This is a genomic window from Oleiphilus sp. HI0079 (genome assembly GCF_001635105.1).
Genome location: NZ_LWFT01001048.1, coordinates 1 through 631, shown reverse-complemented (window position 1 = coordinate 631; position 631 = coordinate 1). Strand labels below are relative to the sequence as shown.

The 631-nt window shown below is 45.8% G+C and carries 1 pseudogene; it reads left to right on the top strand.

The features are described from left to right. Positions 1-85: 85 nt before the first annotated feature. Positions 86-487, top strand: a pseudogene (locus tag A3750_RS18795) (malate synthase G); the annotation flags it as partial. Positions 488-631: the final 144 nt, after the last annotated feature.

The following is a 631-nucleotide window of genomic DNA, read 5'->3' as shown; positions in this document are numbered from 1 at the left end:
CGCCTTGATCAACCCAACGAACAACATAGCCAAGAATACCCTGACAGTTGTTGTCTAACTGGATCAAAAAGACGCATTGACTGCGGAACAGATCCAGAACGAGTTAGACAACAACTGTCAGGGTATTCTTGGCTATGTTGTTCGTTGGGTTGATCAAGGCGTTGGTTGTTCAAAAGTGCCTGATATCAACAACGTAGGCTTAATGGAAGATCGCGCAACTTTGCGTATTTCTTCTCAGCACGTTGCGAATTGGTTGGAGCATGGTGTTTGCACGAAGGAGCAGGTTGAAGCTAGCTTGCAGCGTATGGCTGCCATTGTTGATGGTCAGAATGCGGGTGATCCAGCTTACATTAATATGGCTCCAGACTTTAACAGCATTGCGTTTCAGGCGGCTTCGGACTTGATTTTCAAAGGCAAAGAGCAACCTAGTGGTTACACTGAGCCTCTACTTCACGCATATCGTTTGAAGTTTAAAGCAGCGCAATAAGTTAGCACTGCCCAACAATAAAAACCGCGCATCTCTCATAGAGATGCGCGGTTTTTTCGTTTTAGCTAGGGTCATCTTATCGGCTTAGAGTCTACTTAGAATTTGTGTGTCTGAGGACCTGTCTTGTTCGCTAAATGGCGAGGC